The organism is Desulfobacula sp., from assembly GCF_021107415.1.
In genome coordinates, this window is sequence record NZ_JAIOSW010000212.1 from 1 (window position 1) to 16,303 (window position 16,303).

General features: G+C 40.8%; 15 protein-coding genes. 9 read left to right on the forward strand and 6 right to left on the reverse strand.

Going from position 1 to position 16,303, the window contains the following annotated elements:
• The 4 genes from K8S13_RS11380 to K8S13_RS11395 all read right to left on the reverse strand — a co-directional run.
• The coding region (locus tag K8S13_RS11380; protein ID WP_291462588.1) for a DUF6178 family protein at positions 1-1,392 on the reverse strand (1,392 nt) is incomplete at its 3' end.
• A 1-nt stretch (position 1,393) separates the two neighbouring features.
• A complete protein-coding gene (locus K8S13_RS11385) occupies positions 1,394-3,109 on the reverse strand; it encodes a radical SAM protein (protein WP_291462590.1) in 1,716 nt (571 codons plus the stop codon).
• Positions 3,106-3,690 (reverse strand): nitroreductase family protein, encoded by a 585-nt coding sequence (locus tag K8S13_RS11390; protein ID WP_291462592.1) that lies wholly within the window; start codon positions 3,688-3,690, stop codon positions 3,106-3,108. The genes K8S13_RS11385 and K8S13_RS11390 overlap by 4 nt, the downstream gene beginning before the upstream one ends.
• A complete protein-coding gene (locus K8S13_RS11395; RefSeq protein WP_291462593.1) occupies positions 3,687-4,337 on the reverse strand; it encodes an XTP/dITP diphosphatase in 651 nt (216 codons plus the stop codon). The genes K8S13_RS11390 and K8S13_RS11395 overlap by 4 nt, the downstream gene beginning before the upstream one ends.
• Before the next feature lie 140 nt (positions 4,338-4,477).
• Between K8S13_RS11395 and K8S13_RS11400 the strand changes: the two genes are divergently transcribed.
• The 3 genes from K8S13_RS11400 to K8S13_RS11410 all read left to right on the forward strand — a co-directional run bounded on the left by K8S13_RS11400 (position 4,478) and on the right by K8S13_RS11410 (position 6,224).
• The gene (locus K8S13_RS11400) at positions 4,478-4,678 is read left to right on the forward strand and encodes a hypothetical protein (RefSeq protein ID WP_291462594.1); all 201 of its coding nucleotides are present in this window, start codon (positions 4,478-4,480) and stop codon (positions 4,676-4,678) included.
• Positions 4,679-4,902: 224 nt separating this feature from the next.
• A complete protein-coding gene (locus K8S13_RS11405; protein ID WP_291462596.1) occupies positions 4,903-5,694 on the forward strand; it encodes a NifB/NifX family molybdenum-iron cluster-binding protein in 792 nt (263 codons plus the stop codon).
• Positions 5,691-6,224, forward strand: a complete 534-nt coding sequence (locus K8S13_RS11410) for a hypothetical protein (protein WP_291462597.1) — start codon at positions 5,691-5,693, stop codon at positions 6,222-6,224. Before K8S13_RS11405 ends, K8S13_RS11410 begins: the two co-directional genes overlap by 4 nt.
• Positions 6,225-6,264: 40 nt before the next feature.
• Here K8S13_RS11410 and K8S13_RS11415 read toward each other — a convergent pair whose 3' ends face one another.
• On the reverse strand, positions 6,265-8,430 hold the full coding sequence (locus K8S13_RS11415) for an ATP-binding protein (RefSeq protein WP_291462598.1): 2,166 nt from the start codon (positions 8,428-8,430) through the stop codon (positions 6,265-6,267).
• 186 nt (positions 8,431-8,616) lie between these two features.
• Between K8S13_RS11415 and fadR the strand changes: the two genes are divergently transcribed.
• The 5 genes from fadR (at position 8,617) to K8S13_RS11440 (ending at position 15,023) form a co-directional block, all read left to right on the forward strand.
• Positions 8,617-9,297, forward strand: a complete 681-nt coding sequence (fadR, locus tag K8S13_RS11420) for a fatty acid metabolism transcriptional regulator FadR (RefSeq protein ID WP_291462599.1) — start codon at positions 8,617-8,619, stop codon at positions 9,295-9,297.
• The gene (locus K8S13_RS11425; RefSeq protein WP_291462600.1) at positions 9,294-10,904 is read left to right on the forward strand and encodes a glycerol-3-phosphate dehydrogenase/oxidase; all 1,611 of its coding nucleotides are present in this window, start codon (positions 9,294-9,296) and stop codon (positions 10,902-10,904) included. The genes fadR and K8S13_RS11425 overlap by 4 nt, the downstream gene beginning before the upstream one ends.
• A gap of 1 nt (position 10,905) precedes the next feature.
• Positions 10,906-12,468 (forward strand): FGGY-family carbohydrate kinase, encoded by a 1,563-nt coding sequence (locus tag K8S13_RS11430; RefSeq protein WP_291462602.1) that lies wholly within the window; start codon positions 10,906-10,908, stop codon positions 12,466-12,468.
• Positions 12,468-14,150: an FAD-binding oxidoreductase gene (locus K8S13_RS11435; RefSeq protein WP_291462604.1), complete on the forward strand. Its 1,683-nt coding sequence runs from the start codon at positions 12,468-12,470 to the stop codon at positions 14,148-14,150. Before K8S13_RS11430 ends, K8S13_RS11435 begins: the two co-directional genes overlap by 1 nt.
• A 108-nt stretch (positions 14,151-14,258) precedes the next feature.
• Complete coding sequence (locus K8S13_RS11440) at positions 14,259-15,023, forward strand: ABC transporter substrate-binding protein (RefSeq protein ID WP_291462605.1); 765 nt, start codon at positions 14,259-14,261, stop codon at positions 15,021-15,023.
• 114 nt (positions 15,024-15,137) lie between these two features.
• On the opposite strand, the gene K8S13_RS11445 is transcribed toward K8S13_RS11440, so the two are convergent.
• A complete protein-coding gene (locus tag K8S13_RS11445) occupies positions 15,138-15,338 on the reverse strand; it encodes a hypothetical protein (protein WP_291462607.1) in 201 nt (66 codons plus the stop codon).
• Positions 15,339-15,577: 239 nt separating this feature from the next.
• On the opposite strand from K8S13_RS11445, the gene K8S13_RS11450 reads away from it, so the two are divergent.
• Entirely contained in the window at positions 15,578-16,060 is a 483-nt protein-coding gene (locus tag K8S13_RS11450) for an adenosine-specific kinase (protein WP_291462609.1), read from the forward strand.
• Positions 16,061-16,303: the final 243 nt, after the last annotated feature.

Sequence of the window (16,303 nt, forward strand, 5' to 3'; positions counted from 1 at the left end):
ATCCAGAGCAATGATCTGTTCCAGAGCTCTGTTGGTTTGGGTAATATCTGAAAGGGATTTGAAATTTCGGTACAATTCGCCCGATTCATAATTGGGTCTATAATCGGGCGCATAATCGGGTGTATAATTATTATAATACAATGGACGGTCAAGAAAAAGGCCGCCAATAATCCCTAAGAAATCTTCTCCAAGAAAACTTAAAGGCAGATTGTTTTTGTTTATAAAGCTGTCTTTAAACCATTTGATTGCTTTTGTCTTTAGTTTGATGCCGACCCTTGAACCGGTTCTGAAAATATCTTCAAGAAAGTATTCCTGGATCACATCTTGGGCAAGCTCGGACTTATGTTCTCCTTTCAGTATGACTTCAAGTCCGAGATTTAGATAGGCACAGGCCTTTAAAATAGCTTTCTCAAGAATTCCTTTAGATTGGACTTTTATTTTATCCGCAGAAATAATTTTATTGATCAATGCGGCAAGTTCAGACTCAAGATGAAGGATGATTTCAGGATCGAAAAATTTAAGGGATTTTACAAACAGATCATCCCCTTCAATAAACTCGGAGAAAAACTGGGGAGGCAATGGAATATCCGGGTCAAACTGCTCTTGTTTAAAAAGAGAATTGTCCGGCCGTTTGCGAAGAGAAGAAAGCCGGGTGGGTTGATAAATTCCAATGGCTTCATGGGTGGGTAAAAACCCTTTTTCAGCAAGCCGCAGGTTTCTAAGCCTGAACTGCTCTTCTTCGACTTCAGCCGGCAGTATGGCTTTGGTTTCGAGCAAAAGTCCATGAAATACGGACAGGTCCATTTGGGCCACAGCGTTCACCATTTTTTCGATTAATTCCCAGGCTTCCTGTTTGTTCCCGGGTTCGGGCATATTTTCATCAATGTTTTGGGGTTTGCCGGGAAATCTGAAATAAAATTTGTCATCAATGGTAATATAATCATTAAAATCTTCCGGAGGCAGCTCATCATGTTCCCTTACCTTGATCTCCATATTCTTAAACAGGTAAAACTCAAAAAAATCAGGTTTTTCCTTCATGACCCATCTCAAAAGTCTATTGGAATCAGCCTGGAAAAGCAGGTCAAATGTTTTTGTCATATAGTCAAGGTCAAGCCGATCACTGTTCCAGGCCTCCACATCCATGATATACTCCCATTGTTCGGATGTGGCCAGGGACAAGATGGGAATAAAATCATCCACTCCAATTTTATGCATGAGATAATAAAGATCCTGGTCTGGAAAAGACTGTACCAGTGCGGCTGGTGCCGGGGCATCAAGGATGATGTCCAGCGCTTTTTCAGATTCACTGACAAGGATTTCATGGCGCACCCCTCGGAGTTTCATCTCTTTTTTTTGAATATTGGCAAGTTTATAATTTGTTTTCTCGGTCATGTTAGTGTCCTGATATTTTTTGATGACAAATATTGATGTATTGGTTTGTTTCCGGATGTTCATTGAATTTTTCAAAAAATTTCAATGCGGTTTTAAACCGGCCTGTATTCATCAGGCTAACTCCCATACAGATATTTAAATTTTTGTTTTCAGGCGAATGATCCAGCCCCTTTTCCAGCATGGAGATGGCCTGGTCAAAACGTCTTTGCTTTTGCAGCAGCATGGCAAGCCCTAAAAATGATCTGGCATTCGGAGTATACGACAATGCCCTGTCATACAGCAATTTCGCTGTTTTGTCCTGGTTTTTTATCCGGGTGTCACCACCATATTCACCAGCATATTCGCCATGGGAAAATGTCATGGCAAGTCTTGACAGGAAATCCGCATGAAAAGGGATTAATTCTTTTATGTCCGCAAGCTCTATTTTTTTGGCAAATGTATCAAGGTTATTATAAAATTCAGACCTTAAACCATCACCAAATGCTTTAACTTTGGTGAAATCAAGAAGGTCATCTATTTCAAACCATGGCAGGTCTTCTATCTTTTGATGCCAGACGTCATCCGTCACCAGATGTTTCTGGACCGCAGATTGATACAGATGGGTTCCCGGGAAAAGCACAAGCATATAAAATATAGCACTCAAGGGCTTGATGGTATTTAAAAGGTCGCGGCTTTCCTGTATGGTCTTATCTGTTTCGCCGGGTGAACCGTAAATAAAGTAGGCCCGGGGCAGTATGCCATAGGATGTGGTCAGGGAAAAAGCCTTTATGATTTTTTCTTGTTTTATGGGTTTGCCAAGCGTTTTTCGGATTTTTTCAGATCCGGATTCAACACCGAAACTTAGGTGAATGCAACCGGCCTTTCGCATGGAAAAAAGGATGTCTTCATCAATATAATCCACCCTTGAAATTGCGTTCCAGGTGATGTCAAGCTTCCTGTCAATAATAAGATTGCAAAACTCAATCACCCTTTGCTTATCCATTGTAAAGGTATCATCTGAAATATAAAAATGGGTGACATTGTTTTTGACCAGGGTTTGGATTTCATCTGCAAACCATTTGGGAGAATGAAACCTCAGGTTTGAGTTTCCCCAGAATTTTGGTGATCCGCAAAAAGTGCATTTGCCGGGACAGCCCCGTGACATGGCAAGGTGTTGATATACAAAATATTTTGAAGGGTGAACCAGGGTGTCAAGTTTTTCAACCAGGTGCCTTGAAGACGTCCGGACAATACGGTTGTTTTTTTTAAAGACAAGACCGTCAATATTTTCACAGGAACTATCTCTCCTGTTTTCAAGTTCTATTACAAGTTCAAGAAAGGTGATTTCACCTTCTCCTGCAACAATAAAATCAATATCAGGGCAGGCCCTTAAAAGATGGTCTGCAAGAAATGTCGGTGCAGGTCCGCCAAAAACAATGGTGATATCCGGTTTGATTTGCCTGGCTGCCCTGGCACAATCCATTGCATTCCACCGGTTCGGGTTGATCACGGAAAATCCGATAATATCCGGCTGTTCGGTTGTGATAAGCTTTTTGAACGCTTTAAGAGGATCATCCTTATTGCCGGCCAGGTTGATGATGTTTGCGTCAAATCCGTTTTCAATCAGAAGCGCCCCAATATAGTAGAGCCCTATGGGAACAACACCGGCATCCTCTCCGGAAATCCTTGCATCAAGGCAGGATGGATTTACAAGAAGAATTTTTTTTTGTTTTTTCATGAACCCATGATAATATCGGACAGTTTTCTTTTGGGAACATGATGAACCTGATTCTTATCCCGCCAGTATTTGATATCCCCGTCTTCCCCTAAATCATCAATCCGGATCTCTTCAACGGGCTTTCCTAAGGCGACTACCAGTTTTGGCTCCAGGTGATCCCCGATATTCAAAGACGATTTGAGCTTCTTGATATTGATGGAGCCGAACATACACCCGCCAAGCCCCATGGTCCTTGCACCCAGGAGCATGGTCTGGGCTGTGATGCCGTGGTCACACCAGAATTTGTCGGAAATGTTGTGGTCACCCATAATGACAATATAAGCAGATGGTCTTTCTTCTTTTATGGAACCTTTCCAGTCTTTTAAATATGCAGCCCAGCCAAGACAGGAAAAGATTTTTTCATTTTTACTTTCATCACAGCAGATCACATATTTCAAGGGTTGCATATTGGCAGCCGAGGCACAGTTTCTGGCAAGGTCAACCAGGTCTCTTAAGGTTTTTTCGTCAATTTTATGGGCGTTGTCAAAGCGCCGACAGGACCTGTTCTTTATTACGAGTTCTTTAAAAGATGATGGTGTCATGATTTGTTTTCTTTGCCTTCAACAGGTTGGAATTTTGGCATAATAATGTCAATCCAATCAATAATTTTATCTATTTCATCTACAACTTCTTTCAACGCTTTGCCCCGGTGGCTGACCTGTCCCTTTTCTTTGATGGTCAGTTGGGCAAAGGTTTTATTCAAGTCCGGATAAAAAAAGAGCGGATCATATCCAAATCCATTGTCTCCAACAGGTTCTTTAGTAATGATACCTTTACACTCCCCTTCATAGGTTAATGCAGCCCCTGTGGGAACTGCAATGGAAATCACACACTGAAAGGCGGCATTCCGGTTTTCTTTACCCTCTAAGTCAGACAGCATTTTTTTAACATTGTCCGCATCTGAGGCATTATCTCCGGCATATCTGGCAGAATAGACCCCTGGCGCACCGTCAAGGGCTTCAACACAGATTCCGGAATCATCAGCCATGGCAGGATACCCTAATATCTTTGCCGTAAAGGAGGCTTTTTTATAGGCATTGTCATCAAATGTTTTTCCATCTTCAATGACTTCAGGGATGGGGCCGAAGTCGTCAAGATTCCTGATTTCAATTGGGAAGTCTTTTAAAAGCTCATTGATTTCCCTTGTTTTTCCCTTGTTTCTGGTTGCAAGAACAATTATTTGTTTCAATGGTTTGCTCCACATTTTTTTGGTTTGGATTAATTTTAGGGATAATATAAGACCAGCACTCTTTTTGTAAACCCCGGTACATTGCAAAATTGCCCTCAATTCATATGCAACCATCAGGGTAAAGGCAAATAGATTTTGTATTGGTGACAATTGAAGAGGCTGCCAAGGCCCCGATAGAGATCCGGCTGTTACAGAGGAACAGAGTCCAGGTCCTTGCAGAACTGATGGACAGCTTTAAAGACAGGCTTGATGTTGCTATCGGTAATACAATACCGGAAGTCCCGGAGGACGTTAAAATTTTGATAAGCTTAAAACAAATTGGAGAACAGGTTTCAAATTGACATAAAAATTTAAAAAAGCTAATAATGCCTCAAAAAAAATAGAGCAAGAGAGGGATAATGATATTTATACAAATTTTGGCAATTTTTATGGTCTATGTATTTAAAGTAATTCCAGCTAAGTTCCGGGAAAAAATTATGATTGCCACAGCGCTGGGCAACAGCTGTAACCACTGGCTGGCAGCAGTTTTGAATGTTTGTTAAATTATAAAAACCAGGTAAGTAGCATGAAAATAGCAGTCCCAAGTACTGAGCCAAACTTGAACGGAATGGTGGAGAACAAGCTGGGTATAGCTGCCCATGTGCTGGTGATCGAAACCGATGATATGTCCTTTGAGGTCTTAAACGGGTCACAACGTTCATCTCTACCTGGGGCTGGAGTACAGACTATTTCCCTGGTCATGGATATGGGTGTTCAGGTCATTCTTGTTGGTTTTATTTCTCCAGATATTGCTAAAGTATTAGCTGAACAAGGTATTGAAATTGTCACACAAATTTCTGGTTCAGTAGCCAAAGCAGTCACAAACTATATGGATTCGCAGTCCTTAAACTCCAAGCTGAAAAATGACGAGCTGCCGTTCAGAGAATCCACATCGAAAGATCAATGGATTGCAGCTATGAAAAAGGGCCTGCGCCAGTTTCAGTCCATTTTACCTCTGCTCGTTGGTGTGATCCTGTTGCTGGGGTTGTTTCAAGGATTTGTGTCGAAGCAGACACTGCTTTCTTTTTTTTCCGGCTCTGCCGTTCTCGATTCATTCTGGGGGGCTTGCATGGGAAGTGTCCTGACCGGAAATCCCGTCAACAGTTATGTAATAGGCAAAAACCTTTTGAATATTGGTGTTGGGCTATCCGGGGTCACGGCATTGATGCTGACCTGGGTCAGTGTTGGATTGATTCAGCTACCCGTGGAGTCTAAGGCTCTGGGCATACGTTTTGCTCTGGTGCGTAACATTACCGGATTTATCGTGGCCATAATCATGTCTTTTGTAGTTGTCTGGTTTGCAGGAGGAAGTATATGAGCCCAAAAAGCGATTCTTCGGTCTTTATGGCTTTGGCACGGCCATGGTTGTTTCCTTTTGGGGTTATCGGTCTGTATGGACTCGGGATCGTGTTTGCGCCTGAGAGCACTTATCGTGCATTGCATATGAGCGGTTCTATGTTTTGGCAGCTTGCTCTGCCCGTATGCTTAGCCCTTATCATGATGGTGGTACTCAACCGATTTTTATCCCCGGCAGTGGTAACGCTCTTTTTAGGTCGGAATGCTGGTCTAAAAGGAGTATTCCTTTCATCCTTGGCGGGTATTTTGTCAATGGGGCCTGTTTATGCCTGGTATCCATTGCTAAAAAATTTAAGGGATAAGGGAGCCACTGAATTCCACCTTGCTAATTTTATAGGTAACCGTTCGGTCAAACCTGTTCTTTTGCCAGTGTTGATAATATATTGGGGTTGGTACTTTACCTCATTATTCGTGCTGGTTAGCCTTGCAGGTGCATTAATTGTGGCCTGCATCGTGAGCTTGTTTTGTTCCAATTTGCAACATTCTCAATAAGGCGTTGCCCTTTAATGGGTTGAACGTTGGCTGTTTTGAACTATTTTTCAGTCTTTAACAATTCGTTTTTTACTGCGATCCCTATTTCTTCAATGGTATACGGTTTTTTAAGATAATAACCTGCCCCAAGACGGAGGGTTTTTTCCACCTGTCTGGTTTGAGAATAACCGCTGACAATAATCGCTTTTTGTTTAGGGTTAAAGTCCAGGATTCGTTTGTAAGTTTCAAAACCGTCGATCCCGGGCTCCATGATCATATCAAGAAGCAGCAGGTCAGCATCATTTCCTTTTAAATATTTGATTGCCTCTTTACCATTGGATACACTAACTGTTTTATATCCAAGTTTTTCCAGAGTAACGCCGGCAATCCGTCTTTGGGCATCAACATCATCAATAATAAGAATTTTTTCGCCATTGCCTTTACAGGCATCCAGGGAAAAGGGTTTTTCCGGGGTTAATGCTTCATCCGTGGTGATGGGAAAATATAAGTCAAAGGTTGTTCCTTTATCAGCATTTGAAATGATATCAATATAGCCTTCATGATCCTGAACAGTTCCCCATACGACTGACATGCCAAGGCCGGTACCACTTCGTCCCATTATTTTTTTTGTGAAGAATGGCTCAAATATTCTTTTTAAATCCTCTGGATCAATGCCGATACCATTGTCTTTAACACTGAGGACAACATAATTTCCTGCTTCAACCTGATCATATCCTTTTATGGGGTTATTTAAGAGCCTGTTTTGTGTCTTTATACGGATTATTCCCCCATCAGGCTGAGCTTCTGCGGCATTGGATATCAGATTCATTAACGTTTTTTGAAGATGAACGGATGATCCTTTTAAAAAGGGTGTGGCGGCGTCTATCTGTTTTTCAACAAAAATATTGGGATGGAATGAAAGAATTTTTTTGTATTCCGGAGTGAGTAGAAAATTTGAAACCAGATCGTTCAGATTCAACACCTCACGGGTAATTACGCCTCTTCTGGAAAGAGTGAGTAGATCCTGAACAATTTCCGCAGCCCGATAACCCGATGATTGAATAATACCAAGTGATTTTTTTAACGGGTCATCCTTATCAAGATTCATTGCCAAAAGTTCAGGATAGGTTACAATACCGGATAATATATTGTTTAAATCATGGGCTACACCACCTGCCAAAAGGCCTAATGTCTCCATTTTTTGAGATCGGTTTAACCGTTCTTCAAGATTTTTTTTCTCTTTTTCCATTTTTTTTTGATTTGAAATATCCCTGAAAATCCCAATAATTTTTTCAGGTTTCCCATCTTTCCCCTTTAAAGGGCGGGCATTTACCGAGCAAAAATGGATGGTGCCGTCTTTGTTTATCAGACGTATTTCGTGATCTTTTAAAAAGCCGGTTTTGATGAGACGCTTTAGCGTCTCGTCTCGGTGATTTGTGTCTTTGTAAATAGTAAAAAAAGATTTCCCTCTAAGTTCATTTTGTGAGTATTGAGATATTCTTTCGATAGACGGGCTTATTTCAAGAATAATTCCATCCATGCTGGTTTCAAAATAGACATCCAGAATATTTTCAAATATTCTGTGGTATTTTTTTTTTGATCTTGTAACCGCCATCATTGATCTTTGAAGGCCGTTTAATATAGTCGTTACCGAAAGTGTGGCAATAATATTCAAGAGCATAAAGTTCAGACTGACCACAATCCATTTCTCCAGGGGATTGTCTGATGACAGATACCATACCTTAAAATTAAGCGATACCAAAAGATCTGTCAGGTTAAAACTAATTAGAAAACCAAGACTTATAATGGTTAGTGCATTAATAATTAAAGCCCAAAAAGCCATTTTGTATCCCAACAATACCCCGGTGATAACAGGAAAGAAAAACAGCCAGACAGGTCCGGCACCAAAAGGTCCAAGTGTGATAATTAACACCATGCCCAAAAGATAGCTGATCAAGGGGATACTGGCTGCACGAAATGTATAGGAGAGGTTTGGTTTGAAAAAGAGGAACAGGATGAATAGATACATAAAAGTATCAATAATAGCGACAATCCAGAGCTCTTCTTTGATGGACAGGGCAAAACTCGGAATATAGGTAATTAGCCCCAAACCGGCTATTATAAGAAAAAGATTTAATAAAATTTTTTCCTGCCAGTATGTAATACCGTCTTTTATGGTGAGATTAGCTGGTGTTGTCAGTCGATCTAAAAAAGATATTATTTTCATATAATTTGTTAAGGTAACGCTCTATATTAAAGATAAATCAATACCATATCAGGCAAGTTATGCATATTTGTATCACGAATTATTTCGGATTTCTATCATTGTATAAAAAACTTGATTTTTCTTTGCTTAACTGGTATGACCTCTTACCAGTTATGTCGCAATTCATGAATATTAAAGGGTGAAACCTTGGTTGAAAAATTATTAAAACCTGCTGAATTTGCTGAGAAACAACTGCTGGAGGCCATTTTAGGGTTGAAATATAATCCTGGTGAAGTGCTTCCGGCGGAAAGGCTTCTTGCAATTGAGCTTGGGGTGACAAGGCCTACATTGAGAGAGACCCTGCAACGGCTGTCAAAGGAAGGATGGATCACCATACGCCATGGCAAGCCGACCAAAGTGAATGATTACCTGAAAAACGGCGGGCTTGGAATCCTAAGTTCTCTGGCAAGATATGGTAAGAATTTATCCACTGACATGGTGTCCCATTTACTGGAAGTCAGAACCGTGATGTTTCCCGATATCGCACAAAAAGCCATTTCCAACAGTCCTGAAGAGATCTTAACCTATCTTAGAAAATCAAATGCCTTAAAAAATCGGGCCGATGCCTATGCCGAATATGACTGGGGACTGCAGATGCTTATGGTTAAGGCGACAAAAAATCCCGTCTTTAATATGATTTTAAATGATTTTGAACCGCTTTATGCGATTTTAGGAGAGATCTATTTCCAAAAAAAAAATGCCAGAGTCGCATCACTCACATACTACAGTGACTTGATCAAGGCTTTGGAACAAAACAATATGGATATAAAATTGTTGGTTGAAGAGACCATGATCCATACCCAAAAGATATGGGAGAAAATAAGATGAAATTTTCTGATATCAACAAAGAATATGATGTGATTGTGGCCGGCGGCGGGATTACCGGGGCCGGTATTTTTTATGAGTCTGTAAAAAAAGGGTACCGTGTACTTCTTTTGGAAGCAAAGGACTTTGCCTGGGGAACGTCAAGCCGGTCGTCAAAGATGGTTCATGGGGGGTTAAGATATCTTAAACAGGGGAAGTTTCTGTTAACAAAAGCGGCTGTAAAAGAGCGGGAAAGGCTGTTAAAACAATACCCCGGACTGGTGACCCCTTTGAAATTTATCATGCCCGTGTTTGATCATTATGGTCCTTCCAGGTCATCCATGAAAATCGGTTTGTCTATTTACAGTTTCATGGCCGGGGAAAAACAGCATAATAATTATACAAAAGCTGCGCTTATAGAGAAAATTTCCGGAATCAGAGAGAAAAACCTGGTGTCGGGGGTTGGATTCAAGGATGCCCAGGTAGATGATGCCCGGCTTGTATTAAGGCTGATTTATGAGGGGTGCCTTTTAGGTGGGACAGCACTGAATTATACAAGAGTGACGGGGATTGAAAGGGATCAAAAAGGATATCTGGCCGCGGTTAATGCCATGGATATAGACTCCCTTGCATCAGTTGAAATCAAGACAAAGGTGCTGATCAATGCCACCGGTGCATTTGCAGAAACCCTTCATCCATCTCCCATGAAAGGATTTCACATACGGCCGTTAAGGGGAAGCCATCTGATTTTCCCCAAATCAATATTTCCCCTGGACCGGGTTATCAGTTTTATCCACCCACAAGATTTAAGGCCTGTCTTTTTGTTCCCCTGGGAAGAATCGGTTTTGTTGGGCACAACAGATGTTGATCATGATCAGGATATGAAAATGGAGCCGTTTGTGACAATGAAAGAAGCAGATTATTTAATGGAAGGACTCAACCATATCCTGCCGGATTTTAAATTATCTTTGAATGACTGCATATCTTCCATTGCCGGGGTTCGGCCGGTATTGAGCAAAAAAAAGAAGGCAGCATCACGGGAATCAAGAGAACATGTGGTATGGAAGGATAAAGGACTCGTAACGGCAACAGGCGGAAAACTTACTACGTTTCAAATGCTTGCCAATGATGCCTTAAAAGCGGCCAAACCATATTTGCCAAAACCAGCGATTCCAAATCCCGAACAAAAGATAAAAGATCAACCCTGGGATGAAACATGTCGGAATGTATCAGACAGTGCCCAGGAAAGACTTTTGGGTCGGTATGGATCTTTTGGATGGCAAATGATCCGGCAGTATGACGAAGAATTGTTTAACCCAATTGAAAATACAAAAAGCCTTTGGGCGGAAATCCGTTATGCAGCTGAATATGAAAATATCCGACATCTTTCCGACCTGTTATTGAGGCGGGTCAGGGTTGGGCTGCTGCTTCCTGAAGGTGGGAAAAATTTGCTGGATAGAATTGAAACCTTGTGCAAACCTTATCTTTCCCAAAACAATAAAAAGTGGGATAATAAAAAGTGGGACAAAGAGAAGAAAGCCTATATAAAACTATGGGAAACATATTATTCTCCACCTAATCTGAAGGTCCTACCTAACCTGAAGGTCAGACCTAAAAAAAGGGAGATTTGATTTGGAACAAAATACAATTCCTGCCACAATCCTTGCAATTGATTGCGGAACCCAAAGCCTCAGAGCCATCCTTTTTTCTCAAAAGGGTGAAATGCTCGCAAGGGTTCAGATCGAATATGAACCCTATTTTTGCAAACAGTCCGGTTGGGCAGAACAGGACCCTGAACTTTATTGGAACAGTCTTGTTAATGCCTGCCAAAAGTTAAAGGAGTCAAATCCGAAATTATTTGAATCCATTGCCGGGGTGGGGGTGGCAACCCAGCGGGCCAGTATGGTGAATGTGGATGAAAAGGGTATTCCCCTGCGGCCAGCAATCATATGGCTGGATCAGAGGAGATCTAAACCTGTCTGGGGGCAGAAAGGCTTATTAAATCTGGGCCTTAAAATTGCAGGTCTCAAAAAAAAGTTAGAGGATATTCAAATCCAGGGCAAATGCAACTGGATCATGCAGAACCAGCCCGAGATCTGGGAGAAAACACACAAGTATCTTCAGATTTCAGGGTTTTTAAACCACAGGCTAACCGGAAATTTTACCGATTCCGTGGCTTCACAGATTGGGCATATTCCGTTTTGTTATAAAACACATGCATGGGCTAAAGATCACCAGTTGGCAAAAAAATTCTTTCCCATTGAAAAGGATAAACTACCTACTCTTGTGCCGCCCGGGGATCTTCTGGGCACGATTAGCTCACAAGCTGAACGGCAAATTGGAATCAAAAAAGGTACTCCCGTGATTGCCTGTGGATCGGATAAGGGATGTGAAACCTTGGGAGCAGGTGTTGTAAATTCTAAAATGGCAAGCTTAAGCTTTGGTACGACAGCCACGGTTCAGACTTTGTCTGAAAAATATATTGAGCCCATAAAATATTTGCCGGCATACCCGGCTTCGGTTCCGGGATTTTATAATCCGGAAATAGAGATTTTCCGGGGTTTCTGGATGATCACATGGTTTAAAAATGAGTTTGCCTACAAAGAGGTGGAACAGGCTAAAAAAATGGGTATCCCGGCGGAAGAAGTGTTAAATCAATGCCTTGAAAGAACTCAACCCGGCGCCATGGGACTAATTGTACAGCCCTATTGGGGGCCGGGCTTAGATCATCCCGATGCCAAAGGTGCCATGATTGGATTCGGGGATGTACATACAAAAGATCATATATACCGGGCAGTCATTGAAGGCTTGGGGTTTGCTCTCTGGGAGGGTATGGAAAAAATTCAGGACAAAACCGGGATAAAAATAGAAAAAGTCGCTGTCTCTGGCGGTGCATCACAAAGCGATGAAATCTGCAGGATAACGGCAGACATTTTCAATCTTCCCATGGTAAAAGGGCAAACCCATGAAACATCGGGTCTGGGGGCTGCCATTCTTGTGGCCAAAGGCCTTGGATGGTTTTCAAGCCTTGATGAAACAGTGGAAAACATGGTCCATGCCAAAAAAATTTTTGAACCAAACCAGAAACATGTGCAGATTTACAAGGCCTTGTATTCAAGGGTTTATGCTAAGATGTATTCAGTTCTTGAACCCTTGTACTCTCAAATTCGTGAAATAACAGGATATCCCAAATAATGAAAAAATATGATTTTACACCGGACTGGCTGGAAAAAGAACCGAATCAGCAAACCTTTAGATCCATATTTAAATGGGGGGCAAAGGATTATTTTAAAAATCCAAGCCAGGGATTTTTAAATATCATAAAAGAGGAACTTGGGCTTTCAAACACAGATTTTCAAACCCCTGTCAATTTAGGAAACAAGGCGGTTGAAAATACCCGGGAAACAAGGATTGCAAAAGAAGATATCACCCTGTTTGAAACCATAGTGGGCCGTGATAATCTTTTTTTTGATACCTATTCCCGGCTGAAATACTCCACGGGTAAATCCATGGAGGATATCCTTAATTTAAGACAGGGACAAATTGAGAAAATATCTGATTTGATCTTACACCCACGCAGCAGGGAGGATATTAAAAAAATCCTTGCGCTTTGCCATGAAAAAAAAATTCCCCTGCATGTGTATGGCGGCGGAAGTTCCGTCACTCTGGGGTTGGACTGTCCAAAAGGCGGGGTTACCCTGGTGATGGGTACTCACTTGAACAAGATGATTGAGTTTAATGAAATCAACCAGACCATTACGGTTGAACCGGGTATGATGGGGCCTGAATATGAAGATTTGTTAAATCATGCTCCTGAAAAACTGAATGCGAAAACACGGTATACCGGCGGCCATTTCCCCCAAAGTTTTGAATTCTCTTCTGTTGGCGGCTGGGTGGTCACTCTCGGGTCTGGACAGGCATCGTCATATTATGGAGATGTTTATGATCTTGTTGTCAGCCAGGAGTATGTCACCCCCACAGGTGCCTTTAAAACCCATGATTTTCCTGCAACAGCCACCGGTCCTAAGATCAATGATATCATGAAAGGCTCTGAAGGATGTTTTGGTGTTCTGATTGCCGTAACCATGAAGATTTTTCAATATCAGCCAGAAACTGCAAGACAATTCACTTATATGTTTCCAGATTTTAAAGCAGCCATAGATGCAGCACGGCAGATCAGCCAGGCCGAATCCGGCATGCCTTCGATCCTTCGGTTGTCTGATCCTGAAGAGACGGATGTGGCAATGAAAATGTATGGTCTTGAAGGCAGCCTGCCGGATAAGTATATGGGATTTAAAGGCTTGAGACCAGGGTCTCGATGTCTGTTAATGGGCCAGACAGACGGAGACAATTCTTTTTCTAAAAATCTTTTTAAACAGGTCAAAAAAGTCTGCAAAACAAATCAGGGACTTTATTTAACCGGATATCCCATGAAAAAATGGCAAAAGGGAAGATTTTCAGACCCCTATATGAGAGATGCCTTAAATGATTTTGGTGTATTGATCGATACCCTTGAGGCATCTGTTACCTGGGATCATATTCAAGCGCTTTATAGCGCCGTAAGAAACCATATCAAAAAACATCCCAATACCATTTGCATGACTCATGCATCCCATTTTTATGCCCAGGGAACCAACCTGTATTTTATTTTTATCACAAAGATGCAGGATGTTGAAGAATTCAGATCGTTCCAGCACGGCATCATAGAAAAAATTGAAAAAAATTTTGGATCATTAAGCCACCATCATGGAGTGGGAAGAATGATGGTGCCCTGGATGGAGAAGCATCTGGGTGAAAACCAGATGGACATACTGCGGGCAATAAAAAAACATTTTGATCCCCATAACATCATGAATCCGGGAGGTCTTGGATTATAACACTGATTATATTTTCAACTTGAATTTGAAAATATTAATTGCTAATGGTTTATACTTTTGATAGCAGATAATAATTAGTTATCAAATGGGAATTTTAAATGGAAAATTATGAGTAAAATATTCTTTCAATTATTTTTTATGTTCATTTCTATTGTAGTTGCGGTCCCTGCAACGGCAGGTACAATAACTATTGTTGCAGATGCATGGCCTCCATATAACGGACTGCCAAATACATCAGAACCAGGATATGGAATTGAAATTGCGCATCAGGTTTTTAAAGCGGCCGGTTATACGGTTGACTATAAAATTGTCCCCTGGAACAGAGCAATTATAGACACACGGGAAGGAAAATATAATGCTATTATAGGAGCAAATATAGAGGATGCTCCGGATTTTATTTTTTCTGAAGAAGAATTTGGTGTTTCTAAGAGGGATTTTTGGGCAAGAAAGGGAAGTTCATGGCGATTTACAGGGATAGAATCATTATTAAAGGTTCGGATTGGGGCGATAAAAGATTATTCATATGGTAAGGAGCTTGATAAATTTTTCAAGAAAAACAAAGAGTTAGTCCAATATGTTTACGGTCAAGACCCTCTTGTTCAAAATATTAAAAAATTACTATCAGGAAGAATTGATATCACAGTCGAGAATAAAAATGTTTTTTTACAAAAAGCAAAAAAAATGGGGGTCTCCAGCCAGATCATTAGCGTGGGAGGTAGTGGTTCGATAGATAATCTGTATATTGCTTTTTCTCCTAAAATCGCAAAATCCAGAGAATATGCTGAGATCTTTACAAAAGGCATAAGAAAATTAAAAGATTCTGGAAAATTAGAGAAAATTCTTGCAAAATATGGCTTGGAGTATTGGAAGTAAATGGTATAGTGAAGTCGGTCAGCATATCCTGTAATCAATTAATCATATAAATAATCCGAGTGGGGATATCGGTAACTGGGCAAGATTTCACCATGGTCATGGTTTTATATAACCTTACTCGAGTTTCAAGCTGATATTATGTGCTTTTATCGTAGAGTTAACAGCATCGCTAAGTTCATTCAGAGTTAAATTGGATATGAACTTTTCCCCGTCACTTGATATTTCAATCCCGCTGATAGTTTTTTTTGTTAACTTGAACAGAACACCGAGTCCAAAAGTTTTTGCCACTTCAAAAGGTTTTTTTTCATTATTCATAATCAGTCCTTCCTATCCATAGATCTTATCCGGATTCATGTCATCCGCAAATTGAATCTTTGTTATTATTATCGGCTCTGCTGAAGTAAAAATGCAATTTTTATACCAAAAACCATAAAATTTTTTTATAACAAAAATATCAATTGAGATTGCGGCCGGTTGTTTTTCTTCACAAATACCAGTATGGTAAAGCCTGTCGGCATATTTTATAATCAATTAATCATAATAAAGAGGACAAAATGGAATTAAAAACCATAACCATTGAAAATCCGGATGAATTGAATTTTATTCTCGGTCATTCCCACTTTATCAAAACGATTGAAGATATCCATGAGGCCATTGTCTGTACAGTGCCCAATGCTAAATTCGGCGTGGCATTCTGTGAAGCATCCATGGAGTGCCTTGTCAGGTACAGCGGTACAGATGAGGAAATGATGGAACTGGCAAAGAAAAATGCCTTTGCACTTTCCGCCGGCCATTCTTTTATTGTTTTTATGAAAGATATGTTTCCCATCAATGTCCTCAATACGATTAAAAATGTACCTGAAGTCGCCAGAATCCATTGTGCAACAGCCAATCCCGTTCAGGTAATTCTTGCCCAAACAGACCAGGGAAGAGGAATCCTTGGGGTCATAGACGGATTTTCATCAAAGGGTATTGAGACCGAAGAAGATATTGAAAAAAGAAAAGGTTTTTTAAGAATGATCGGTTATAAACAATAAGGAAGAAAATCTGAAACATCAGGGTTCCGGCTTTCAAAACAAAACTTGTCATGTTTATTCCTTATATTGTCAGTAAAAATTACAAGTTTAAAATGATTGTTTTGCTTTAAGCCGGTCGGGGCATGCTTGCGATGAATCCGATTGAACTTCTTACAGATTTTAAATTTCGTTGCGCTAACCGGCAAGAACTCGCTACACTCAAACACTTTGCCGGTCTTAACGCTCCACTGCATTAAGAATCTG